The sequence below is a fragment of the Shewanella eurypsychrophilus genome (assembly GCF_007004545.3).
GTDB classification, from domain to species: Bacteria; Pseudomonadota; Gammaproteobacteria; order Enterobacterales; family Shewanellaceae; genus Shewanella; species Shewanella eurypsychrophilus.
In genome coordinates, this window is record NZ_CP045503.2 from 4,160,462 (window position 1) to 4,184,091 (window position 23,630).

General features: G+C 43.8%; 20 protein-coding genes and 1 pseudogene. 3 read left to right on the forward strand and 18 right to left on the reverse strand.

What is annotated here, in order from left to right:
- Positions 1-99 precede the first annotated feature (99 nt).
- Complete coding sequence (locus tag FM038_RS17740) at positions 100-567, forward strand: hypothetical protein (RefSeq protein WP_142874646.1); 468 nt, start codon at positions 100-102, stop codon at positions 565-567.
- A gap of 197 nt (positions 568-764) precedes the next feature.
- Here FM038_RS17740 and FM038_RS17745 read toward each other — a convergent pair whose 3' ends face one another.
- The 8 genes from FM038_RS17745 to FM038_RS17780 all read right to left on the reverse strand — a co-directional run bounded on the left by FM038_RS17745 (position 765) and on the right by FM038_RS17780 (position 11,518).
- Positions 765-1,427: a potassium channel family protein gene (locus tag FM038_RS17745; protein ID WP_142874647.1), complete on the reverse strand. Its 663-nt coding sequence runs from the start codon at positions 1,425-1,427 to the stop codon at positions 765-767.
- A gap of 5 nt (positions 1,428-1,432) precedes the next feature.
- Positions 1,433-2,545, reverse strand: coding sequence for an AI-2E family transporter (locus tag FM038_RS17750; protein ID WP_142874648.1), 1,113 nt, complete (start codon positions 2,543-2,545; stop codon positions 1,433-1,435).
- 189 nt (positions 2,546-2,734) lie between these two features.
- On the reverse strand, positions 2,735-3,325 hold the full coding sequence (locus FM038_RS17755; protein WP_142874649.1) for a lipid-binding SYLF domain-containing protein: 591 nt from the start codon (positions 3,323-3,325) through the stop codon (positions 2,735-2,737).
- 220 nt (positions 3,326-3,545) lie between these two features.
- Positions 3,546-4,571: an AraC family transcriptional regulator gene (locus FM038_RS17760; protein ID WP_142874650.1), complete on the reverse strand. Its 1,026-nt coding sequence runs from the start codon at positions 4,569-4,571 to the stop codon at positions 3,546-3,548.
- 92 nt (positions 4,572-4,663) lie between these two features.
- Entirely contained in the window at positions 4,664-5,539 is an 876-nt protein-coding gene (locus FM038_RS17765) for an outer membrane protein (protein ID WP_142874651.1), read from the reverse strand.
- A gap of 4 nt (positions 5,540-5,543) precedes the next feature.
- On the reverse strand, positions 5,544-6,578 hold the full coding sequence (locus FM038_RS17770) for a DUF2955 domain-containing protein (protein ID WP_142874652.1): 1,035 nt from the start codon (positions 6,576-6,578) through the stop codon (positions 5,544-5,546).
- On the reverse strand, positions 6,568-7,722 hold the full coding sequence (locus tag FM038_RS17775; protein ID WP_142874653.1) for an HlyD family secretion protein: 1,155 nt from the start codon (positions 7,720-7,722) through the stop codon (positions 6,568-6,570). The genes FM038_RS17770 and FM038_RS17775 overlap by 11 nt, the downstream gene beginning before the upstream one ends.
- A gap of 511 nt (positions 7,723-8,233) precedes the next feature.
- Positions 8,234-11,518, reverse strand: coding sequence for a S41 family peptidase (locus tag FM038_RS17780; protein ID WP_142874654.1), 3,285 nt, complete (start codon positions 11,516-11,518; stop codon positions 8,234-8,236).
- 165 nt (positions 11,519-11,683) lie between these two features.
- On the opposite strand from FM038_RS17780, the gene FM038_RS17785 reads away from it, so the two are divergent.
- Positions 11,684-12,160: a hypothetical protein gene (locus FM038_RS17785; protein ID WP_223292894.1), complete on the forward strand. Its 477-nt coding sequence runs from the start codon at positions 11,684-11,686 to the stop codon at positions 12,158-12,160.
- A gap of 101 nt (positions 12,161-12,261) precedes the next feature.
- Here FM038_RS17785 and FM038_RS17790 read toward each other — a convergent pair whose 3' ends face one another.
- The 6 genes from FM038_RS17790 to FM038_RS17815 form a co-directional block, all read right to left on the reverse strand.
- Positions 12,262-13,065: a hypothetical protein gene (locus tag FM038_RS17790; protein WP_142874655.1), complete on the reverse strand. Its 804-nt coding sequence runs from the start codon at positions 13,063-13,065 to the stop codon at positions 12,262-12,264.
- Positions 13,055-13,612 carry a sigma-70 family RNA polymerase sigma factor gene (locus tag FM038_RS17795; protein ID WP_185965869.1) on the reverse strand — a complete coding sequence of 186 codons (558 nt, stop codon included), beginning with the start codon at positions 13,610-13,612 and terminating at the stop codon, positions 13,055-13,057. The genes FM038_RS17790 and FM038_RS17795 overlap by 11 nt, the downstream gene beginning before the upstream one ends.
- Positions 13,613-13,733: 121 nt before the next feature.
- Positions 13,734-15,761: a vWA domain-containing protein gene (locus FM038_RS17800; RefSeq protein ID WP_142874657.1), complete on the reverse strand. Its 2,028-nt coding sequence runs from the start codon at positions 15,759-15,761 to the stop codon at positions 13,734-13,736.
- A 120-nt stretch (positions 15,762-15,881) separates the two neighbouring features.
- Positions 15,882-16,730, reverse strand: a complete 849-nt coding sequence (locus FM038_RS17805; RefSeq protein WP_142874658.1) for a hypothetical protein — start codon at positions 16,728-16,730, stop codon at positions 15,882-15,884.
- Positions 16,731-16,878: 148 nt separating this feature from the next.
- Positions 16,879-17,388 (reverse strand): 5-(carboxyamino)imidazole ribonucleotide mutase, encoded by a 510-nt coding sequence (purE, locus tag FM038_RS17810; RefSeq protein ID WP_142874659.1) that lies wholly within the window; start codon positions 17,386-17,388, stop codon positions 16,879-16,881.
- A 779-nt stretch (positions 17,389-18,167) separates the two neighbouring features.
- Positions 18,168-18,527 carry a VOC family protein gene (locus tag FM038_RS17815; RefSeq protein WP_142874660.1) on the reverse strand — a complete coding sequence of 120 codons (360 nt, stop codon included), beginning with the start codon at positions 18,525-18,527 and terminating at the stop codon, positions 18,168-18,170.
- A gap of 671 nt (positions 18,528-19,198) precedes the next feature.
- On the opposite strand from FM038_RS17815, the gene FM038_RS17820 reads away from it, so the two are divergent.
- Positions 19,199-20,023 (forward strand): tyrosine-type recombinase/integrase, encoded by an 825-nt coding sequence (locus FM038_RS17820; RefSeq protein WP_142874661.1) that lies wholly within the window; start codon positions 19,199-19,201, stop codon positions 20,021-20,023.
- Positions 20,024-20,229: 206 nt separating this feature from the next.
- Here the strand turns inward: FM038_RS17820 and FM038_RS17825 are convergent, their stop codons facing one another.
- The 4 genes and pseudogenes from FM038_RS17825 to FM038_RS17840 form a co-directional block, all read right to left on the reverse strand.
- Positions 20,230-21,207, reverse strand: coding sequence for a transposase (locus tag FM038_RS17825; RefSeq protein ID WP_142874662.1), 978 nt, complete (start codon positions 21,205-21,207; stop codon positions 20,230-20,232).
- Between the two features lie 82 nt (positions 21,208-21,289).
- On the reverse strand, positions 21,290-21,619 hold the full coding sequence (locus FM038_RS17830; RefSeq protein WP_142874663.1) for a hypothetical protein: 330 nt from the start codon (positions 21,617-21,619) through the stop codon (positions 21,290-21,292).
- Positions 21,620-22,021: 402 nt separating this feature from the next.
- Positions 22,022-22,453, reverse strand: coding sequence for a DUF4262 domain-containing protein (locus FM038_RS17835; protein WP_142874830.1), 432 nt, complete (start codon positions 22,451-22,453; stop codon positions 22,022-22,024).
- Between the two features lie 345 nt (positions 22,454-22,798).
- Positions 22,799-23,587: pseudogene (locus tag FM038_RS17840) on the reverse strand (IS91 family transposase); the annotation flags it as partial.
- Positions 23,588-23,630: the final 43 nt, after the last annotated feature.

Here is a 23,630-nt window from a genome sequence, read left to right on the forward strand (position 1 = left end):
TCAAATTGTGAGATTGGTTTATTCTTGTGATCTAGTTCAGTTAATGTTCAGTTTAGAAGCAGTATAATCAAATGCTAATTTTAAATATATGAGATTGATATGCAAATTAACTCGAATGCTCAACAAGTCAATGGGACTCATACTAGCCAAAAGCCAGCTCCAACCCAGGCAACATCTGCATATCAAGCTGAAGTTGTTGCGGCAAAGCCATTACCTAACATCACAGACTCAGTCACTCTATCTGCCGAAGCTATAACCCTTTCCAAACAACCAGCAGTAACCTCTAAAGAAGCTGAAGTCTTGCCTTCGCCTACACTTCCTAATAACGGCGAAAAGGCCGAGAATTATGTCGAATATCGTAAAGCGAAAGCGCAGTATCAAATCTATTCAGATATGGCAGGCATGGCGACAGGAAACAGTAATAGCATTTCCCCCGTCACCGCTTATTACGTCTCGAATAACGATGAAGCAAGAGAAGCTTTAGTTAGCTCTAAAGCTCAGCAACAACAGGTTTCAACTATGCAAACTTATGTAGAAACCACTCAAAGTATCTATGAACAAGCCTAATCATCACTGCCCAGTGACAACTTAGCGCCGACTAGGCTTGCCACCAGTCTTGCTATATTCGCTGCCATATAAAACAGTTTTATCCCCACACTAGCTATCGTGACTCTGAGACATCTTAGCGCCGACTAGGCTAGCCACTAGTCTTGCTATATTAGCTGCTGCATTAACTACTACATGAAACAAGTTTTACCCCCACACTAGCTATCGTGACTCTGGGACATCTTAGCACCGACGAGGCTAGCCACTAGGATAGCCATGTAAAACTGACCTGCGATCGCCTCCATATAGGCCAGAGCACGAGGCACTGGCAGTGCTGGTGATATTTCGCCATAGCCCACTGTCGTTAAGGTGATAAAGCTGTAATAGATCACGCTGGTGAAATTATCGGTCCAAGGCTTCACTTCTAGTCCATTGAAAGCCTGTCCAAACAACTCAATATTGATCAAGTAAATCATCGCCCAAATGAGTCCCATCAATAGAAATATACAGATGGAACCAATAATCTGATTACTGGTGATCTTACCGCTAAACAGTACTTGTTTGGCTGCAGTCCAAGTCGACATTAATAGGAAGCCTAAGATGGCGAGTAAGGTGATAAGGTCTAAGTTGAGGGTCTCCATCATAGAACCTAACGTTGATAAGGCGACAATAGCTAACAAAATGCCTAAACCATTTCTAAACATCAACTTATCTTTGCCGACTCCAATGACAGCAATAGACAAACAAATAATAGTCGTGGCGACTATCATTATTTGACCACCATGAAGTAACTGCTCAGCAATCGCCGAACCTAGCAGTAAAAATATCAGTGACAAAAGAAGATAACCGAAGTTATCTTCTTGGGTAATTTTGTGTCCCATTGCGCTTACTCTGTTTCAGTATTAACAGAGACGTCTTTCTCATCAACTGAGTCAGTCTCACTATCTATCCAGGCTATAAACAACTTATAGCCAAGTCCCATCACCACAGCACCGACAAACAAACCGACAATGCCTGACATCATCATGCCACCAATAGCACCAAGTAAAATAACCAGCATAGGAATATCGACACCACGCCCCATCAACATAGGTTTGAGGAACGCGTCACTTGCACTGACTAAAATGGCCCAAACCATAAACATGATAGCAACCGATGAACTTTCTACGGAAAACACATAAGCAATGATAGGAGCCAGTACTAAGATAGGTGGAAGCTGTACAATAGCCAAAACTAACACAGCTAACATCCAAATCCCTGTTGCTGGAACGCCCACGAGCCCCATACCGACACCAGCCAAAATTGACTGAATGAATGCCACACCTATCACTCCCTGAACAACACTACGTACCGTTGCCACAGACAGAGTTGAAAATTCGGCGCCATAGGAACCTGCAAGTCTACTGGCTACTTTATGGCATACCTCACTGGCGCCTCGAGTATTGGTAATAAATACCCCACCTATGATAATTGAAATAACAAACTGTAAAACCGTCATGCCGAAACCACCTAAGGCTGCTGCGCCTTTAGCTGCAAAGGCTTTAATCTCTTCATTGTGAGTTTTGAGCACGTTATCTAGGTTTGATGACGACTTATCCCAGAGACTATATAATTTATCACCGATCAAGGGTAAGTCGGCGACTGACTCCTTGGGTGGCGGGATAACAAAAGTGCCTTCCTGAATTTCACCAATAAAATCTTGAGTACCGCTGACCAGAGCGCCAGAAAACATAAATGCAGGGATCAAGAGTAAGGCCAGCGAAAGTATGGTCACTAATGCACTCGAACGGCCAAGACTCAAACCACTTTTCTCTGATAACTTGCAGACCAAGGGATATAAGGTTATCGCGATTATTCCCCCCCATACAATGGGCATGATAAAAGGTTTAATAATCTCAAAACACCAGATCACCACCATAAAAATAGCGGCTATTTTTATGGCTGCCTCTACGGCATGTTTAGTAAACCAATCGGAAGTGTCACTTTTAGAAGCACTCATGGAATTTCCTTATTGAGCCAGAGTTGGCCACATCAAAAGTTAAACAATTGTAAAGAAGTTATAGCTAGTTTTAATGATAATCAACTATATAGATGAAAATAAATGATTAAATTTATACTTGCTGGTAGGAATGGTTCTGAGCCAATGTGAACCTATAGGCCACATTGGCTCAGCGTACTAAGAAAAATGTTACTCACCTTTCTCGATAAAGTCATCGGTAAAATCTGTTTTCCAATACTTATAACCTTGGACTGTCGCCTGTGCAGCCGCTCCCATTAAGTTGACCTGATAGCTTTTCACCCCAGAGACATCTACAGACTGGTTAGCAGACGCTTGATCGCCACTGCCCTCATATTCTGCACTTGCTTCAGCCTGTGCCTGTCCCTCATACCCAGATTCTTTAAAACGAACCAGTGCATCTCTATCCATGAATGCTTGTACGAAAGCCACTTGTTTCCAGCCTATACCCGCACCGACTCCACCCGTTGCAAAACGATAATAAGAGATCGCCCCTTTTTCATTGAGTACACACACACCGCCACCTGTTGAGAGTGCAAACAGATAACTGTTACTGCCAGTACAAGTCACGTAAGCGATTGAGCTTGAGACTGCAGATTTGGCACCTTTATGCTCAGAGTAAATCTCAATCAATGCTGCATCAGTCTCCTGCCGTGCATTGGCTTTCTTAGCCTCTGGAGTATTACCAGTTGCACAGCCTGTTAATACCAGCGAAGTGACGATAACAGTAACTTTAACGAGACGAGAAAAATTAAAATTCATAATGAACCCTTATAACGGATAAAAATAACAGTGCGAATATACCGCATCCTACACATAAATAGACTTTTAGAATGTGAGCGCATAGCTAACGACTATACACAGGCTAGTAGAGCTGATGGTTACAGCATTAAGGCTCAGTACTCACTTATTATCTTTCTAACACTTCCAACAGAAAAGATAGCTCAATTATAAAATGATGCCCACAGACATAGTTACCATTTCATGCCAACGATTTTCTATACGCCCGCGGTGATTGCCCCGTCATGCGTTTAAATGCTCTTGAAAAGTGTGAAACATCTGAGTAACCAAGGGTTGAAGATATTCGGGTGACAGGTATTCCCTTGTCTGACATTAAGCTGATGGCTTGGCCATAAATAATCTCAGCTACGACCTCTGAATAGCTAGCCTTTTCGTCTGCGAGCCTGCGCTGTAAGGTTCTCACACTCATATTTAATATTAACGCTGCTTGTGTGATAGGGATTTTTCCCATACTGATATAGGGACTAATAGCGTCTTTAAATGAATGGAGGAAATTGACTGGTGCTGTGGGAGTTGTGGTTTTTGTTTCATCTCGATCCCAAGATGACTTCAAGTTAACTTTCTGCTCAATCTCTTCATCGCTAAAACTGATGGCACAGATTGAACGCTCAGTATAAAACCCAGTAGACTTAAGCATCAAAGCCTCTTTAAGGGCTTGTCTATTATCGTATTTCATCACCACATCTTTTGGTGACCAATCACTTCTCGTTAGCCCCCTAACTAACTCCACCATAAAGATAAGCGCAAATTGTTCTGCAAGATGATGACTATGTTCCATAGTCTGTTTTCTGTCACGAATGAACCAAGTCTTCCCAACAAGAGAGCGCAACTGGATATGAGTGTGAGTAGATTCATGGTGCATATAACTTATGAAAGCCTTGATCGCTTCTTTCAAAGTACAAGCTTGTTTTATATGGCTTATATATCGCGGGATAAAGACATTTCTACAGGCATACCAGATCAACTCACCAAATTTTTTCTGTCCAGACTTTTCATATAGAAGCTCAAGCAGATTGATCACCGGCGCTTCTGGTACATAAGTATGTTTACCCTCTAGAATATTGTCAGGTAATCCGACCATTGAAATAAGCGGATAGATATTTTTATCTATCCGCTTTAATAAATTCACTAGAGTAATTGTATATTCTGATTTAAATAAAGGGACTAGATTAGCGCTGCGTTGCTGAACAGAATGAGCCGATAACATCTTAGTTCCCACACAAAATAATACTGACAATAAAGAAAATAATCATGATATAGGCGCTCATCATTCGCGCAGCCTATATCATTAGTTGATGATTAAAACTCATAAGATAGTGTTAGCATTGGGCCATGAAAGCCGTAATGAATACTGGTAGTGGTATAATCGCCATCGATATCGGCGGTTACTTTGTAATATTTATAAGATAAGTCTGCCGCGAATTTACCTTCAAAGTTATATTCAATGCCACCACTGAGATCGATCAGCTCACCCTTTATATTGTCTATTTTGATGTAAAAATACTGAGCATGACCTGTGATGCTCCAGCTATCTGCAAATTGATAGTGCGCCAGCAAACCAAGATCCGGCAACGGCGCTGTCACATCGGTAAACACCACACTATCTGGATCGATATCTATGATGCCACAAGTTTCATCGAGACAAGCCCCTATCTCACCTTCAAAGCCAAGTTCCAGCCACATAACGTGCAAGCCAGCGGTAAAAATAAGATCCCATCGATCGTCAGTGTAAAAGTCATAACCATAACCTATGCGGGCAATATCGACATTGAATGTGGTCGTTATCTCAGCGCCTAGCTGAATAGAGTAGGTTTCATCAATATCAGGATCCGGGTGCTCAAACTCATAGGGAACGGTGATATTTTTATTGGTTGCGTCACGGTGGAGTCGCTTCCAGTCAAAGTAGATCCCATGCTGGTCATTGAACCAATAGGCAATTTCAATAAAAGGCAGAAACTCGCTTTCAACTAACTCTAAATCAGTTTCGAAATCAAGTTCGAACTCTTTATCTGTCAGCGGACTTGTGACATCCATGCCTGAGTCAGATGTCGAGTAAAAACCTCCGACTGAGATCTTTAAACGACTTTCATCAGCAATAGCTATTGGCGACAAAACAAGGGCCATAGTAACTAACAGAGCAACCCAAGCCTGACTAAACTGAGTAATGAAGTGCATATCTTTACCTCTCAATCTTCCTTAAAAATGCCCAATTTCTGCTTTCCAGAAAAAAGGAAGCAAAAACCATGTAGATACCGACCATCATCAGCTGTAAAATTCGCATATAGAAATTTTCAGCCACTCCCTTGTCCGCCGAAGATGCCGTCGATCCCACCACCACAATCAAGGCCGAGAAAATTCCGGCATACAAGGGGGCTTTTGTCGGATCTTCATAAATCTTTTTCGCAAAGAGTATCGCCGCTAAGCTGGCTAAAATGACATAAAAAGACAGATCAGGAACAAACACTAATAAATTATAGAAAACAATTGCCAGTAAGCCACCAATACTATTGGTTATTAATAAAAATAAGCTCACTTTCACGCTTTTCTCCCCCGCTGCTTGCAAGGAGAGAATAGCAATAAAAATCATGGTCAGAAGCGCACCGGATATCTCAAGCAGATAGAAGAAACAGATAACAGGAAAGGCTAAGAGTAATGCCCTGAATGACTCATAGGCTCTATCTTCAGAAGATTGAGCTGGCATAGGATGTTGCTCTCTCTTCTGGGAAAGATCTGGATACAGGGCGTGCATTAAGGCGAAGATGGCCACTGAGACCACACCTGAAAAACTCAAACCAACCCCGACCATAAGGGCGGCACCTGGTTGTTGCAGCCCCAGATAAGGCAGCAACAAAACAGCGATAATGAGGACAGTGGCAAAGAAATTCCATTTAGGATCGCTAAACAGGTAGTAGGCCCACATCATCACCATAGCAATTAAGGGGAGCAGGACAAAGGGATACTGAGTTGGTCCGAAACTCACCACCCAAGCGATTAAAATGGTACAGATCATAGCGAGTAGTAACTCATAGACCGTCTGTTTCGTTGGCTCCTGCCTGTCGACGAAAAACTTGGCCACAAATACAGGCACAATAAATGCCAGCGGCCATGCAAAGGCCGCCGAGATTGCAATAGACAAGGCTATTCCTAAGGTAAAACGTAGCACCTTGCGGGTATAGATTTGCTCTGGGGTTGCGATAGCTTGACTACCTGACATAAGAGAACCAGCTAACTAAACGGATCCAAGCCTTGCCAAACAAGTTAAACAATCCGCCGTCGGATGTATAGACCAACACATCGGCTTGCCCACCGACACGCCTTAGGCCTTTGGTTTCTTCACCTGTGATAATGATAGTGACGGGAAAGCGCTGAGATTGGCGCAGCCAACCACTCTGCCCCGAGACTTGAGCAAGCTTCCCATTTTGCTCGCTCTGTCCCCAGTCGATGCCATAATCTATATTGCCAACTTTACCTTTAAATACCTTGCCTGGGGCATAGTCCAAGGCAAACTCAACTTCATCACCTTGTTTCATATTACCTAAGCTGTTTTCTCTAAAGTAGGCTTCAATCCATACATCTTCAGAAGAGATAAAGGTCATCAAGGGCTGGCCTGCACTGGCAAACACGCCTTCTTTTAGACGAAAATTCGATGCACCACCATCGGTTGGTGCGCGTATTTCAGTTCTTTGCAAATTCAATTCAGCCTGTTGCAGCGCCAATAATGCAGACTTAACGTTAGTGTTGTTTTCACCTTCAGCACCCAGACGTTCTTCGGCTTTAGCAAGATCGGCTTTGGCAGCGGCGACCCCTGTCTCAGCACTGGTTAACTCAGCACGGGCATTATCGGCATCAGCCTGCGACATCACCGCCTTTTCGACCATGGCGAAGATTCTTTTTGACTGCACCTGAGCATTCTTATAATTCGCAAGTGCATTGGTCACTTTCGCCTGAGCCGCTGCAACATTTGCAGTCTGTGCCCCCATATTCTGCCCAGCTTGCTTCAGTTTTTGCTGTGCAGTTTCCAGTGCAATCTGATAATCAAGCGGATCAATTTTGGCAAGCAGGTCCCCCTGTTTCACTAAGGTATTTGGCGTGACCAGAATATCAATAATCTCGCCAGAGACTTGAGGGCTAATAGGAACGACAAAGGCTCTGACACGGCCAAGATCTGTCGAAGGAATGAAGCGGTCGGCAATTAAGTGAAAGATAAACATCACCGTCGCCACACTCAAAATGATGTTGGTCGCCTTACGGATCTTGTTCGTCTTAGCTCGACTGTCATCGACACTGGGATCTGTTGAAGCCTGTGTGGGCTCTACCCGTTCTTGTGTCGTTTCTTTGTCTTCACGTTTCTCACTCATTTATCCTACCTACCCATTAATCTGAACACATGTAAACAACTGGCCAAAAAACTTGGATTTAAACTTGTTTTTAATACTAAAAACCAAGAATAACCCTAACAAGATTTTAACCTTAAAGACACAAGATTAATTTTAATGACCTATCTAACCCGCTCTATAGCAGTCACTAATACTAAGCGGGATTAACAGAATATGATTATTGATATCGGTAGCGATTAGTTACCAGTTGATGCCAACCTAGCAAAGGAATATGAGAAATTCATCGCCAAGGTTATCCATAGCAAAGCATTACTTTGAATTGTAACAAGGGAAAAGAAAAGCGGAAGCTATCAGCCTGGGAACTGCTTGACCGATAGCTTCCTAAAAATTCCGGCCTTGGTGAGAGAACCGAAACAGACATAGGGTGTGCCTGACACAAATAAAACTCTTGGATAAGCATTAATATGCATTACCCATATATCTTTAACTAATTAATCTTATTTTATAAATCCTTATTCGCTTTCACTCACTCTTATTGCCTGTTTATGTCATCAGCCATAGATTTAGCCGGTATTGGTAACGCCTTAAGCGGATGTATGGGTTGTTTAACCAGCTCATCTTTAAGGTAAGAAATGGCCTTCTCAAGTTGAGCGTCATGCCCGGTAAATGTGGCATAGGGTAAATTATCCACCTCGATATCCGGGCTCACTCCACGCCCTTCAAGCACCCAACGACCGTCCATCGCATATTGAGGATACTCGGCGACGCGCGCCATGCCCTTGTCTGTCAGAGAATTACGCCCCGACAACCAGACACCGGCTCCCGCAGTCTGCTTACCGATAAGTGGTGCTATGCCGAGGGCCTTGATACCGGCGGAGAATGTCTCACCGTCTGAATAGGTCAGCTCATCGGTCAGCACGACTAAATGGCCACGGAACGTTTGCTGCATATTCGCATTTGGGGTGCCCCGTGTTGGCTGCCAGAAAGCCCAAGTACGACGCAATAATTTTTCGATGATCCAGCTATCAATATTACCGCCACGATTACGACGCACATCTATGATTAAACCTTCTTTCTCATAGTTGGCGTAAAACTCACGAGCGAAGCTGGCAATATCACCACTGCCCATGGCATACAGATGTAAGTAACCAATCTTTCCTTCACTACTGTCACCCACCTTAGTGCCATTATGGTTGACCCAGTCCAAATACCTGAGCTTGGCATCACTGCGGACAGTTACTGGCTTCACTATGGTTTTATGTTGTTTGTTGCCTCGTTTGAGCTGAAGCAACACCTGCTTCTTCGCCTGATTTCTCAAGAAACGAGTCACATCGGCGACATTGGTTACTTTCTTGCCGTTTATGGCAATGATGATGTCTCCTACCTCAGCATCGACACTCACCTTAGCCAATGGCGCCGCCTGAGTAGGCAATTCGGGATCATTTTGATAGATGTGAGCAATCTTAACGCCGGCTTGGGTCTGCTCGAGACGCGCACCTAAACTGGCAGCCTTAGCCATCTGCATATCTTTGTCGAGATCGCCACCGCGAACTTGAGAGTGGAGGGAATCGAGCTCTCCCATCATCTGCTTAAATAGATCGTTGAGTTCATGCCTGTCGGTGAGCCTGTCTACCAGAGGTTGATATTTAGCCTTAGTCGCCTGCCAGTCCAGACCACGCATCTTCTTATCGTAGAAAGAATCTCTGTGCATCAACCAGGCATCTTCAAACATCTGTTGCCACTCAAGCTTGGGCTCAATGGCGAGCTGCCATTGCTGTATCTGCACCTTGGCATTGGTCAGTTCTTTAGGCAATTTATCACCGGCATCGACAATCAGCATATCTTTGCCGCCATGATTAGACTTGCGAATAAACAGCTTCTCACCGTCTGCCGATAGGCTGTAACTGGCGACATCTTTAGCGAATGTCTCTACTTTAGGGCTTAGAGGATCGAACTTCACCAGCTTAAGGCTCGGCTTACTGCCACGAGCGGCAGCGCGGTCGAGGAAATAGAGCCCCTCTTGGTTCGCCGTCAATGCGGAATAGTTACCGGAAGCCACTGGTACCTGCCATAACCTCTGGTTTAGCCCATCCCAATCGACGCTGACCTTATCTGATTGTTTCTTGTCTTTCTCATCGGCTTCGCTCTTAAGCAATTCATTGGGTTTTTGAAAGGCAAACCTGGCATCTTTGTCTAATGCCAGGGCAAATATTTGGGTGCGCTTATCAAACATAGGCCCTAAGTTTCGATCGCCCCAGGGTGAGGTAGGCGTCGAATTAAACTGCCTGTTGGAGAGGAAGTAGAGCCAGTTACCATCTGTGCTAAATACCGGGGAGTATGATTCATACTTATCAGTGGTCAATGTCTCTGCGCGCTGCTTACCCAGAGAATAGAGCACGATTTGCGGTCTGGGCTTACCAATTTCTGACTTAGTAACGGCGATAAACTGACTGTCACCCGACCAGACGATATCGGCATAGGGGCCAAGCCCTTCTCCCTGAGTAATAATCTTCTTGTGCCTATTCTTCTTAAGGTCCAGTAGCCACAAGTTACCTTCATAATCATCACTGGCAATGTATCTTCCATCCGGTGACACACTGAGCGACATGCGTAGGGTCTGACCATTATCGGTTAACTGTTTAGCGCCATTGCCACCATCGGCAGGAAAGCGCCAGATCTCTTGCTCACCGGAAGCGTCACTGATCCCATAGACCCATTTTTCATCGGGACTCATCACAGCATTGCGAATGCGGCTGTTGCCAGGGAGTGCTATTTCAACCAGACGAGAACCATCTGTGGCCGCGACGGCCACATGACTTCTTGCAGTTATCACCACTTTGCTTGCAGAAGGTGAAAGACGAGTCGATGTCGCGTACTTCATCGGATCGTTAACCCAATGCTCACGGCGCTGTGGAAAATCTGACACTAAATTAATATCTAAAATCCGGGTGCTATTGGCAGCAATATCATAAAGCTTGATATCGGCGCCTTGCTGGAACACGATGCGACCATTGTCGATGCGTGCACCGCGCACCTGCCAATCGGTAAACTGAGTATGTTGCTTAACCTCTTTTCCATCGGGTGTCATAGACCAAATGTTGTCATTGCCATCACTGTCGCTAATGAAGTAAAGCCGGTCGTCCCAGAGCATAGGTTGACGCACTGAACCGATATGGCCAGATGTTAAGCGCTCGGCTTCAGTCTTTGAGCCCAATTTGAAGCGCCACAGCTCACCTTTGGCGCCGCCGCGATAAACCTTAGCGTTGTCACCGGTAGTCTGTAGGCCAAAGCGCGTGAAATACAGATACTCGCCTTGCGAGTCAATCGTCCCTTCGATGGCATCGGCCAAAGGTAAGTCTTGAGTCTCTAAGGTGTCAGGATTAACGCTTCTAAGCACCCAATAGTTGGCAGGACCAAATGCATTATCAGTGGCATACAAAACCTGGCCATCGGCTGTCCAGCCCTGCACTCGCACTCGGCTATTTTCGAAACTGACTCGCTTGGCCTGACCACCTTTAATTGGGATAACATACACTTCGCTGCTACCTTCGTAGTTAGCCACATAGGCTACCCACTCACCATTCTTCGATATTGTTGCCCCTAACTCTTCCGCCGGCAAACTGGTCAATCTCTGAGCCTGACTCTGATCGAGTCTCTTGGTCCAGAGATCACCTTCAGCCGTGAACACTAAGGTATTGTCACTCAGTGCCGGTGCACGAAAATAACCAGGTTTAGTAGAATCGGATGCTACAACAGATAAGGAACTTAAGCTGCCAAGTGCTAATAAAGTACAGGCAACAGAAAGGCGAAGTTTCATAAGCGACTCGTTATTTATTATTAATATAATTTTTCAAGGACAACAAGGTAGCAAACTTTTCTTAAAGCAACAGTAAAAATTAACACGTAAATCATTAGCAAATGTGTACAAATCTGTGACCTAACTATACTCAGTAGACGTCTTGGTTAAAAGGTGAGCTATTTGATGGGGGATCAGGAAGATAGTAAAGCTAGAGCAAGTCAACAACCCCACGAGATAGAAGAGGTTAGCCTAGGTGTGCCGACTAAAATTAGGCAAGACCCCGTGATTATAAAGTTACTCAAGAATCTACCTAAAGGCCTAGCTAACACCTACACAGATGAGCAACTTCAAGGCATGCGCATTGCAGTGGGAGATGGCACTTGGGGCAAGCACTTTATTGATAACCGGGGTACCTTTGCTTTCCCGTTTGTCCCTTGGCGTTTCTATTACGTCTTCTTACTCGGTAAGAACCGCAGAGCCTATACTCGACGTGAGAAACATGCCTCCATGCTAATGTTTGTTGGCCTAATGTTTGGATTCATTATTATTAGCATTTTATTTGGCTTGCTCACTCTTTACATACTTAAATCGGCGTTAGGCATCGATCTGCTCGAAGGAACGTCGTTAGGCATTTGGGACTGGTTTAAGGATATTTTTTAACTCTTAATTGTCGGAACAACAAAATAAAAAGCAGCTAACGGCTAACTGCTTTTTCGTTGTTATCATTACTTTGATGCTAAATCGGCTACAAAACGACGCGATTAATGTTCAGTTATTGCTAACTGCAGCTCGCGCCAACGCTGATGCTGAGGGTGATTAAGTTCTTCAAGCTGTGGATATTGTTTGGCGATTTCATTGACTAAAATTTCAGCCTCTTGCCATTCTTGACTATCAATTAACTGCTCAAGATGATTCAAAACCTGCTTAGCGCTTACAACGGCTTCACGCTGCGGCACCGACTTAGTGGTAGGTGCATGAGCCCCTAATCTAGCACTATCATTTGCCTGATGCATTTCGCCAGCTTGCTTCATTTTAGTTTCGGCTTGGCCTTCTAAATTAGCATCGGATACAGACATCACTCTGGGCGTCATTTGAACCTGTTGTGGTGCTTTATTCACATCCAAACTCCGCTCTTGCAAGCTAATAGAGTCAATGTTTTGTGTCGATTCAATATTCGAATCAACTGGTTCACTCATCTGCATCATCATGGGCATGGCATCATCGGATAAGATCTCTTGAGGACTCTGAGGATTGAGTAAGACCACAGTGACAACAAGCATCACCGAGGCTGCTGATGACAATGCCCACCGATTCTTTCGCCAGAAGCTATTCTCAACCCGAATGACATTATCACTGTTTTTATCACCAGTAGAAGAGGCTGATTGCTGATCGATATCAGTGATAGACTGAGTTTTTTCTGCACTCGCTTCTTTTGCCATTTTGATAATGGCATCATCGAGTTCCGTACTGGGAACTTCTTGTTCTTGCAGTTTGTACCAAGCCTGTAAGTCACTATCAAACTCATCATTAAGCTTGCTTAAAGAGCTGTTTTTATCATCTTTCATCTTGCACCTCCTGCCACTTGTTCATCACACAGGATTTGAGCCCCTGATTGGCATAGCGAATGCGACTCTTAGTGGCTTCGAGCGTTACACCAACAATTTCAGCGATGGCTCCTGCGGTGAACCCCCCTTCCATATTCAATAGCAGGGCTTCTTTCTGAACCGTCGGCAATAGAGAGATACAATGCTTAAGTAGACTCGCTTTAACATTGACCTCCATCACTCTGTCAGGAGACAACTCATCACTGGGCAGAAAACACTCTGAGTCCTGCTCCTCAGTGAACGTTTCACTAAATAGATCCACAGGTTTCACGGCTCTGACATGATCGATAAGCAAGTTATGGGCGATGCGATAGAGCCAGGTGGTAAACTTGGCGCTAGACTCATAATTCGAGGCAGCTTTGATCACTCGGCCCCACGTTTCCTGATACAGATCTTCTGCCAGTTGCAGATCCCCAATTTGCCTAATAAAATATCGATACAAGCCCCCTTTATGCTTTTTATAAAGAGATTCAAATGCTGAGCTGTTCCCTTGGGCATAGCTCAACATTAATTGCTGATCGTCTTCTGCTTCAGTATTTTGTTGCCCTAACGCTTCTGTCACGCATCTCTCCTGTTGAGTCCACTCTCCCTTAAACTGAACGTATATCGAGGGAGAGGTTATAGATAGGCTATCTATGGAAAGTTTGCACGCCCTGAACACCTTTGTCTATCTCAAGCTGATATTGTGCCGACTTTATATGGGGCGCGATGTACTTAGGCTGAGCTTCGACTATAGGTTTAGGCATAGGTTTTATGGGATGAATGACACTCGACATGTTCTCTCCCTCAACCACAGCCTCTTGGTCAGCCAATAAACTCGCTGTCTTAGCTAGCTGCACAAACTCATGACGGTAACCAAACGCATCTTGGCCCATTGAAGACTGAGCCAGGTCGATCACCTTGGCATAGCTCAGGTCATGGGTATAGAGACTCTGATTAATCAATTGCCCGAGCCCAGCAACCGCGGCGGAGAACCGATAATCATCACTCGCCAGCGCTAAGGTCTTAACCCCTGAGTCTCTGCGAATTGCATATGAGATCAGACGGCTAGTATCCTTTCCAATTGGTTTATATCTCAACTTGAGGAAGGCTATCTCATCCCGACTATATTTCTCCACGCCTGTGGCATCATCATAACCATACCTGAGCTTGTCATTGGCCTGATTGGGGCTATCGACATAACTTATCTCATAGAGCGCGGTGACTCTGTGACCCGCTCCTATCTCGCCGGCATCGACCTTGTCATTATTAAAGTCTTCACGATTAAGGGCACGGTTCTCATAACCTATCAAGCGATACTCTGAGACAATTGCCGGATTAAACTCCACTTGAATCTTCACATCTTTGGCTATGGTCAGCAGGGTCGAACTCAACTCATCCACCAGCACCTTACGCGCCTCATTCAGGGTATCTATGTAGGCGTAATGACCGTTACCTTTATCGGCAAGTTGCTCCATCAGGTGATCATTATAATTTCCCTGACCAAAACCTAAGGTCGTTAATGCTATGCCCTTATCACGTTTTGCTGCTATCAGATCCATCAAGGCCTGATGATCTGTGGTGCCAACATTAAAATCTCCGTCGGTAGCCAAGATGACCCGATTAACCCCACCTTGGATAAAATGTTTCTGCGCCAGTCGATAGGCCTGCTGGATCCCGGCGCCTCCATTAGTCGAGCCACCCGCCTTTAGGCTATTCAATGCCTGGTTAATTGCCTGAGTGTCATTGCCTTTTACCCCATCGAGCACCACGCCCGACGCCCCGGCATAGACAACAATGGAGACATTATCTTGCTCACTCAATTGCTGAGATAACATCTTCAACGATGTCTTTAGTAGCGGTAGTTTATCTTGCGAGTTCATGGAGCCGGAGACATCGAGCAAGAAGACTAAATTGCTCGCCCCTAGCTGGGACTTATCGACCTCATATCCCTTGAGGCCAATCCTGAGCAACATCTTATGCTCATTGTAGGGAGACGGTGCCAGCTCGGTATTGACACTGAATGGCTGCTCGACTGCCGCGGGAGTGGCATATTGATAATTAAAATAATTGATCATCTCCTCGACTCGAACCGTGCCCTTATCTGGCAGGCGTCCCTGATTTATCCAGCGTCTCAAAGTGGAATAACTACCAGTATCGGTATCGATCGAGAAGGTAGATACCGGGATCTCCCCCGCCACCATGATGCCATTAGCAGTCTGTCGCTCAAAATTATCTCTATTAGTCGCTTCTCTAAACGCTGGCACACCGGGAGCACTCATCTGCCCCATAATATGAGTACGGCTTAGGGATTTCATCTTTATCATACGCTCGCTGGCCTGCTTGCCTGCGACATAAACATCGGCTGACTTTTCCTCAGATAACTCAGTTTGTGATACTAAGGGATGATCCAACCTATCGTTTTGAGCTTGTACCTTGTTAGCAGCGGAGACTTGATGATCTTGGACTGGATTTTTTACCTGCTCAATTTGCTGATTTTGACTTGGATTTGAATGTAGATTTTGCTCAGAATTTGCTGGTTTTTCTTCTGCTTGCTCACCACTACATGCCGACAATGCCATAAATAATGACATTGAGATAAGTGATAATTGATAGCCTTTATTCACTCTAGCCGTAGAATGAATCCTTTCGATAGAATGGTTATTTAACTGACCCATGAACTTCCCCTTTCACCTGTTGTTTCTCTTATTAACGAGAACGATAGCTAAAAGGGTTATTTTTCACTCAATAAAAATACCAACCGGTATAAAGATAAAATTTGAGCAAAGTTTAGGCCATCACTCTTGTGGTGAGGTAAACAGAGATTCTAAGGTGGGTTGTAAGATTTCTGCCTCGACCTGACCGAAATGTTCCAGGTGCAAATTGATAAACTTCTCACTAAAGCCAGACACAGCATAACTTGAGTTAATCGCATTGATAATGGCCTGTCCTTCAGCGGTTTTTGAGCAGGCAATATAACCTAACATCAAGTCAGAGATATTCTCGATAGGTAAGGCACTGACTTCGCCACCCCGACCTTCGTCTTGCAAATAATCCTCTACCGAAAGTGTGTACTCTAATATTCCATCGACTCTGCCAACGAGTAACATATCCACCAATTTATCAGACGAGTCTACGCCACCTCGAGTGAATATCTGGGTCGAATATTTTTTGATCTCCTCATTGAGCTCCCCTCCATAACTTCTTGACTTCACCACTCCTAACCTAAGTTTAGGGTTCGCCTCAAGTTGCTGAAATGAGAATGGCGATGAAAATAGGCTCACTTTATTGGTGAGAGTGATCAATCTAACGGGAGGAAATACTGACAGAGGATACTGACTATATTGCGCGATTTCCAACCTATCGGCAGTGATAACCTTATTCATAACACAGGCGTTATTTAGCCTAACCAATTCAGCCCAAGAACGGCTCATACTCATCTGTTGATAGTCGATAATAAGTTTGGTCTCACTTTGTGCGAGGATCATATTCCACGCTGTGATGATAATATTATCTTCACCATCAGTTGTGCCGCTGTAGCTTTCATTCTCGCCTAATAGGATCACCTCAAGCGACTTATCTTCTGCGGTTGCAAATGGAATAATAACGCCAAGAATGAAAACTAAGACAATCCTCAATACTCTCATTGGCTGTCCTCCAACATAGAAAAGTCTATTTCACTGCCCCCCTTCCTTATGGTTAGTTGCTCCTTACTCAGCTAAGTATGGCTCATAAACAAAAGCGCCACCGAACCCAAAGGCTAAGTGGCGTTTTATATCAATAAACAGGTTTTGTTTATGTGTTTGCTAGCATAGCTTGCAATTTAGCATCTTTAGCTTCAACTGCTGCAGCGGATTTAGCGCGCTCTTCTTTAACTGCAATAGCTAATGCGTCATCACCAACCGCTAACATTTGCGCGGCTAAGTAACCCGCATTTTTAGCACCAGCACTACCAATTGCTACTGTAGCAACAGGAACGCCACCAGGCATCATCACAGTAGAAAGCAAAGCATCATGGCCTTGAAGTGGACCACAGTCCACAGGTACACCAATCACTGGACGCGTCGTGATACCAGCGACTGCACCCGCTAAGTGAGCAGCAAGACCTGCAGCACAGATGAAGACCTTACAACCGCGCGATTCTGCATCATGCACATAGGCATGAGTCGCAGCAGGCGTTCGGTGCGCAGAAGTCACCTTAGCTTCAAATCGAATATCGAACGTCTTAAGCACATCTAGGGTAGCTTGCATAGTTGGTAAGTCAGAATCAGATCCCATCAACACTGCAACAAATGGTTTGCTCATTTTTAATCCTTATGTAGGGTATAGCTTAGAATTATTTATAATTTGTGGCGCATTCTATTAAAAACACAGCCTTGAGTAAACGGCTCCCCCAAGCCAGGGCCCAATTATCGCCTAGCTAGATTCACACTGCAAATAACTAATGCTTACAGACTAATAACAAAAACACCTTTTCCCATAGCAAACGATGCTTGTCGGATAACAAGTTTCAAATATCTTCTTTGATTGGGTTCATTGGGCTGGTTTGGTGTTTGGTTAGCTTGCTAAGAACCATAGCGTCATTGGTGTTTATTGCTTTCAGCAGGTGCTGAAGTTTGCTTGTCGGATCACAAGTTTCAAATCTCTTTTTTGATTGCTTCATTTGGCTTAACGGGTATTTGCAAGTGTAATAAATATTATAACTTCATGTTTATCTATCACCTGCCGTGGGTGCTGTACAGGATGTACGAATGTCGTGATCACATGGATGTGAATGAACCACCTTAAGTGTAATCACTTCTGTGACACACTGTGAATATATCCCTATACGCTCTGCGACATCATCCCTGATGTCGAAGGTCACAGCCGCGTTCACACCTGAGTATTTATGTCTTCGATTGGAGTTTTATTAACTGTGACTCACTTTTGTGCAAAGTGAGTTAGGACTAAAGCTATCAAAATAATTATTTAGATTAGAGCAAGTGCACCAATTTGATTACGGGAACGCCCAAATAATGGGCAAATGACAGTTGATTAAAATAAGCGACACAGGAGCAAAAACCAACTGTTATTTGTCTTGCTTGTTAGGTGAAAAACTCCATTAGTTCATTTACGATCCCTGATGGGTCTTTAAAAGCTGCATAGCGCCCCCACCTATTTTCATTAGGTGATTTATGTACAAAAACAACACCTTTTGATTTTAACTCGTTAATTTTTTCATCCAAATTACTTACAGTAAGCACCAATGATGAGTTTGAATTATATCCGTGCTCATAATTTGTCGCCTCCATTGTTCCTTGAAACATGAGCACATTATGTGAGCCGATTTTAAGCTTTAAACTGTCTTCATATTCTTCAACAAGGTTTAGACCTAGTACATCAATGTAAAAATCCCTCGAAACAAGAAGATCATGGACGACTAATAAAGTTGATGGATTCTCCATAGATGCTTAATTTCCTTTTCACCTAACGCCCTCTAATAAGTGAACCGTGTGCTGGCGGGCGATGTGCTCAGCAAATGGCATGACAGCCTTGGTGAATCTTAATGCAGAGGCTTGTTATGTTTTATAGCTGACCAATGACTATCGGAGCAATGAAAGCAAGCGCAGCCATTAAGTAACCAGCAATTAACAGCAATTAACAGCAACCTAGCCTTATTAGCTTTCTGTGTAAGCTCAACATTATGCAATGTTTTGTACTCTGATTTTAAAAGAAACATTACAAACTTCGATGAGTTCCCAATTGAGTTATTTTTTATAACCCCCAGATTTCCCAGCTCATTCCATTTTTGAGGATGATCTGTTTTCAATAGAGCCAAGATACATTTGGCTTCGCAAATATACCATAGTGATATAGGGAACAATGACAGACATAAAGCAGCCCAAACCGTAGTCATATGTTACTTATCTCCAGAAACATAACGCCCTAATAATGGGCTAAAAATTATTTGCTAAAATGTTGAGGAACGAAAACAGCAAACTGTTTTTAGTCATTATTTATTAGCTTGTTGAACGAAGCCGCTGTGCGGCAGAAGAGATAACAAGCCTGTTTGCTCTTCCATCCTAAATACTTTCTAGAGGCGATCCATTTTGATCGCTATCCTAGGAGTACTCTCATGAACACATCTGAACAGCAACGCTTTGATTCTCTTTATGAACAACATCTTACCAACTTAACACTGCAAGGCAAGCGACCCGCCACCATCGATGCATATAGCCGAGCGGTACGGCGTATTGCCGCCTTCTTTGACCGCTGCCCTGATAACCTCACTACCGATGATTTGAAGCGCTACTTCGCTCAGCTGATTGAGTCACACTCATGGAGCACCGTTAAGCTCGACCGTAACGGTTTGCAGTTTTTCTATCGATATGTGCTTAACCAAAACTGGGAGTGGCTCAGCATTGTTAAGCCTCCACAGGTCAACCGACTGCCCGATATCCTAACCCCAACTGAAGTTGCCATCGTTATAAGTCTCACACATAAGTTGCGATATCAGGTCTGTTTTCTGACCATATACAGTATGGGTTTGCGCCTCGGTGAGGCCATTTCATTGCAAGTAGGTGATGTGGATTCACAGATGATGCAGGTACATATTCGTAATGCTAAAGGCGGTAAGGACAGGTTAATCCCTCTACCACAACGCACCTTATTAGCTTTGAGATATTACTGGCAAACTCACCGTCATCCACGCCTAATGTTTCCTGGTAAAGACGGTAAACCGGATTCGATGATAGATAAAGGGGGTATTCAGAAGGCGCTTAAGCGAGTGATTGCACAGTGCAACATTCATAAATCTATCAGCCCACACAACTTACGCCACAGCTATGCCACGCACCTGCTGGAACAAGGGCTGGATTTACGCTCCGTTCAGAGTTTACTTGGCCACAACAGCCTTAATACCGCGCGCTTAATCGTGCCATCCATATTAAATTCTATTTAGTATCACATCGCTAATATGCAACCAATAATGACTTGGCATCTAGTCGCTACTCGATACAGGTATCACCTACAGTCGCTAAAAGGACAAAAACAATTCAATTGAAGTGAAATTTAGAGAACAATTTTGAAATTTACCGAATAACAAGCAGGTAAAAGTGCCCGCTTAAAGGCTAATTTTAAGTAAGATAAATTACTTACCGCCAGTACCTAACTTTTAGTTAAGTACTGGCAGGACTGGCTGTAATGTCGCCTTCGCTTATCTAAGTGCTCACAATAGGATGTAAGCTCTTGCAGAGTGCCTACAGGTCCTTTAAATAACTTGCCAAACTCTTTGGTGATTTTAAGCCAGTTATCGGCAGGAATATTTAATCTAGATAGAAGTTTTTGGCTTTCAAAACTGATGGCACCACGCTTATCACCTCTTATAATACGGCCAGTATCATCAACTAGTTGTAGGTAATCTTTAGTGCTGAACATCAGCCCTTTTGGCACATCCTTTCTCTCATTACCCACAAAGGGCAGCAAAACTTGTGGTTGTTCACCATTCATTACAGCTTTAATACGCCGTTGAATGCTGGTGAAATCTGAGCTCTCTGGTGTTTGAGCCATCTTGGCGCGAATGGGGTTGAGGTCAACATAAGCCATACAAGCAAGGACTGCCACTTCATCGAGTAACGCTTGGCTTTTAAATCTTCCCTCCCAAAAGCGACCTGTACAGTTATCTTCTTTATTCGCCATACGAGCAATGGGCTCATTTAGCGCCCTCATAAACCAACTGATATCACTGAGTCGACTTCGATACTGTGCAACAGCATATTTGAGCCTGGTAACTTCATAGCTTTCAATAACATCGCCACTTGCAAATTTCTGGGTAATATCCTTGCCTTTAAATAACTGATGCCAACGCTCAACGACCTCCCTATCTGACCAGCCATTCGCTTGATAGATATCTATCTGAAGTACAAGATGCAGATGGTTAGACATTACAGCATAAGCCGCTATATCAATGGCAAAAATATCACCGAGCTTAAGAAGTTGAGATTCAACCCAACCCCGTCTGTGGTCATAATTTTTACCGGTGAATTTATCGTCGCCAAAGAGATAGGCTCGACGAGTTACACGACTGCAGCAATGGTACATAGGCGTATCTTCGATACTAACTTGCGTTCTTCTTGGGCGTGGCATAGCAGCCTCCCCTCACTAAACAACTCTCTTTTTAGCTTAGTTGCGAACACCTAGAACAGCAAAAATATTGTGGGTGGCACTGTTAATATTCTACATTAAATCTATACCCATTAGCTTCAAATGAACAATCAACATCAGCAGGCGGATTTATTTTTGGCTCATATTTGAATGTTTCGGGATAAGCAACGGCGATACTTGCCGCGACTGAAGCTTCACACGCGGCTTGAATATATTTTTGTTCATCAAATGTATTGCCTGAGAGCTGTAAATCAGATGATAACTTTCTAACTTGTGTGGGTGTTGCATGACGAGAAATAATGTCAAAAACAATTTTAGCATAAGTTCTATAATCGCTTTGACTATCAGAAGTAACATTCAAGTATTTGTTTTCTAAGTTATGGCAAAAGTCCAAGATGCCTCCTTGCATGTAACGTCTTAGTATTTGTGCGTTGCGCTGTTTGCATGGCACAAACCGCTTGTTGGACTTGGCCGATGCCTAGTCCAAGTTAATTGGTATGCTTTATGCTATAGGGATTTGCTTTTTTTGATGCTGGTTCTGGGCTGTAGAGCTGTTTTGAACAAATAATATTGCGTGGTTTCTACATATTTCATTGAAATTCCTTTGTCATCGTTGTGTTCCTTCACATCTTTTTAAGTCTAGCGGATCCAATGTGAGTTATACACTCATTTTAAGCCTCATTTGGCTCCGCGCAGCGGCTTAGTTCAACGCCTTACTAAGCGGCGCGAAATTGTTGGCTAAAATGTACGAGGAACGAGTGCTAGCCAACTGTTTAGCGTCCGTTTGAGTAACTTGTTATACGATTTTTAACGCTTCATCTTGAATCGTAAGATCACAACCCCCCTCTGTTGGAAGTATGTTCTGTTTGTTTGGCCAAAACATAACCATTGCTCTGAATGATTTTTGGTAATATTTAGAAGCTAAACCGAGGTACTCGCTATGAAACTCTTCCTGAACGGGTTTGAATAACACATCCATATCACCACCTATTACGTCATTTAAGCGCTCGTTAGGGTTGAATGTCTTTCCATTTTTTAGTTCGTCAGCTATGTCTGATAAAATATGGTGAGCAGTATCTTTTTTTAATCCAAAAACTATAATTTCTGGGTGGTTATAAGACTCTTCAAATCCAACAGAATAAGAAAAATCAGACGCATTGCCCTCAGGATCAAAAATATATAAAAAATGCCATCCAAATTTTTCTATATTAGTGCGGATATTATCCATACCATCTCCGTAATCGTATAACGTCTTAGTATTTGTGCGTTGCGCTGTTTGCATGGCACAAACCGCTTGTTGGACTTGGCCGATGCCTCGCCAACTCCATTTATTCGGTATGCTTTATGCTATAGGATTTTGCTTTTCTGTGGTAGTCGTTTTTTTAAGCTTCGAAGAGATAATCATTTGATATAGCTTGAAGTTTACTCGCTTCATCCGCACCTTTTGATATCTGTGATGGCGGCTATTGTCAGTTTATTGCACCATTTATATCATTATAGTCACATGTATTCCCCTCACTAAATTTCATAGTAAGGTCTTACTTAGCTTGAACCTTTATCTAGCTCGTTACAGTTAACCTGTCAGTCGTAGTGGTACCTTAGTATTTCGTACTTGCACCAACAGCTGGGGCTCGATGATGCCAATGAACTGTAAGTAACCTTGCTGACATCTAGGGCACAACCACAAGCAACCTGGTTCCACTGTAGGCTTCTCAGGGAGTGGCTGTACCGATGGGAGCTGTTCTTTGATTTGCTCCAGCTTTTTCCGCTTGCAAGCATTAGCTAAAAATCCGAAGTGACGAACTCGCATCACACCTTTAGGCAGCACATGTAATAGGTAGCGACGGATAAACTCTTCACCATCAAGTTGCATCACTTTACGCTGATTATTATCTGCATAATCGGTGTAGCTAAATCTGACACTTTCTTCTGTCACCGCTTTAATTCTGGATTCATGTAACATGCCTTTACGGGTATAGCGCCCTAGATACTTCACTACTGTAGTAGCACGGCTCAAACATGCCTTGCTGTATACGCACCAAGGCTTACTCATTAGTGTTTCATTCTCAGGAACATCAAGCTCGCGTGTCCTAAGTGCTTGCAGCATCTTGCCTCTATACACGGTGGCAAGCGCTTTAACTGGAAACAAGTAGTCAGATTTCACGCCATGCCAGTCGGCTTCCGTCGTTAATACACCGCCAGGAATTAAGCAATGCAAATGGATATGCTGACTCAGATTTTGCCCCCAAGTGTGCAATACCGCTGTTCCTCCTAGCTGACCTTGCAGGTGTTTACGTGACATTCCAAACTGGCTTAGTGTCTGCCATACTGACTCAAACAGCGCGCTATACAACTCTTTAGCTTTATCAACAAAGGGGTCGGAGCGAATAAGGTCAAACCTTCTT

What these genes read in the sequence shown, in the direction of transcription:
- FM038_RS17740 (WP_142874646.1), top strand. Translation starts at nt 100, where the DNA reads ATGCAAATTAACTCGAATGCTCAACAAGTCAATGGGACTCATACTAGC.
- FM038_RS17745 (WP_142874647.1), bottom strand. Translation starts at nt 1,427, where the DNA reads ATGGGACACAAAATTACCCAAGAAGATAACTTCGGTTATCTTCTTTTG.
- FM038_RS17750 (WP_142874648.1), bottom strand. Translation starts at nt 2,545, where the DNA reads ATGAGTGCTTCTAAAAGTGACACTTCCGATTGGTTTACTAAACATGCC.
- FM038_RS17755 (WP_142874649.1), bottom strand. Translation starts at nt 3,325, where the DNA reads ATGAATTTTAATTTTTCTCGTCTCGTTAAAGTTACTGTTATCGTCACT.
- FM038_RS17760 (WP_142874650.1), bottom strand. Translation starts at nt 4,571, where the DNA reads ATGTTATCGGCTCATTCTGTTCAGCAACGCAGCGCTAATCTAGTCCCT.
- FM038_RS17765 (WP_142874651.1), bottom strand. Translation starts at nt 5,539, where the DNA reads ATGCACTTCATTACTCAGTTTAGTCAGGCTTGGGTTGCTCTGTTAGTT.
- FM038_RS17770 (WP_142874652.1), bottom strand. Translation starts at nt 6,578, where the DNA reads ATGTCAGGTAGTCAAGCTATCGCAACCCCAGAGCAAATCTATACCCGC.
- FM038_RS17775 (WP_142874653.1), bottom strand. Translation starts at nt 7,722, where the DNA reads ATGAGTGAGAAACGTGAAGACAAAGAAACGACACAAGAACGGGTAGAG.
- FM038_RS17780 (WP_142874654.1), bottom strand. Translation starts at nt 11,518, where the DNA reads ATGAAACTTCGCCTTTCTGTTGCCTGTACTTTATTAGCACTTGGCAGC.
- FM038_RS17785 (WP_223292894.1), top strand. Translation starts at nt 11,684, where the DNA reads ATGGGGGATCAGGAAGATAGTAAAGCTAGAGCAAGTCAACAACCCCAC.
- FM038_RS17790 (WP_142874655.1), bottom strand. Translation starts at nt 13,065, where the DNA reads ATGAAAGATGATAAAAACAGCTCTTTAAGCAAGCTTAATGATGAGTTT.
- FM038_RS17795 (WP_185965869.1), bottom strand. Translation starts at nt 13,612, where the DNA reads ATGTTGAGCTATGCCCAAGGGAACAGCTCAGCATTTGAATCTCTTTAT.
- FM038_RS17800 (WP_142874657.1), bottom strand. Translation starts at nt 15,761, where the DNA reads ATGGGTCAGTTAAATAACCATTCTATCGAAAGGATTCATTCTACGGCT.
- FM038_RS17805 (WP_142874658.1), bottom strand. Translation starts at nt 16,730, where the DNA reads ATGAGAGTATTGAGGATTGTCTTAGTTTTCATTCTTGGCGTTATTATT.
- purE (WP_142874659.1), bottom strand. Translation starts at nt 17,388, where the DNA reads ATGAGCAAACCATTTGTTGCAGTGTTGATGGGATCTGATTCTGACTTA.
- FM038_RS17815 (WP_142874660.1), bottom strand. Translation starts at nt 18,527, where the DNA reads ATGGAGAATCCATCAACTTTATTAGTCGTCCATGATCTTCTTGTTTCG.
- FM038_RS17820 (WP_142874661.1), top strand. Translation starts at nt 19,199, where the DNA reads ATGAACACATCTGAACAGCAACGCTTTGATTCTCTTTATGAACAACAT.
- FM038_RS17825 (WP_142874662.1), bottom strand. Translation starts at nt 21,207, where the DNA reads ATGCCACGCCCAAGAAGAACGCAAGTTAGTATCGAAGATACGCCTATG.
- FM038_RS17835 (WP_142874830.1), bottom strand. Translation starts at nt 22,453, where the DNA reads ATGGATAATATCCGCACTAATATAGAAAAATTTGGATGGCATTTTTTA.